At 31.4% G+C, this 293-nt stretch carries 1 protein-coding gene; it reads right to left on the reverse strand.

Features of this window, described 5'->3' with window-relative positions; genetic code table 11:
* On the reverse strand, positions 1-293 hold a 293-nt coding region (locus QP119_RS11525), incomplete at both ends, for a replication initiation protein (RefSeq protein WP_284776308.1).

A 293-nucleotide genomic window follows, 5' to 3' on the forward strand; every position in this document is an offset into this window, starting at 1 on the left:
TTCAATAAACGAAACATGGTTTTAGAATAACTACTTTGTAGTTCATTGAATTGTTGTAATGAGTGGCGAACCCAAGAATCTAAGTCATTTAACAGAGGAAGTGCATCTTCGAAAATTTGAATATCTACATAAGGTTCGTCAGTATCACCGTTAATTTTGAATTTAGTAAACATCACAAAAAATTCTCTAGTTAAGCCACTTTGACTTCTCCTGCCGAATCGCAACTCTAAAATTTTTTTATATGTTTCTTCTAAATCATCAATGAAACGCATATTAGCAGTCGCTTTATAATT

The organism is Corynebacterium frankenforstense, assembly GCF_030211955.1.
GTDB lineage: Bacteria > Actinomycetota > Actinomycetes > Mycobacteriales > Mycobacteriaceae > Corynebacterium > Corynebacterium frankenforstense_A.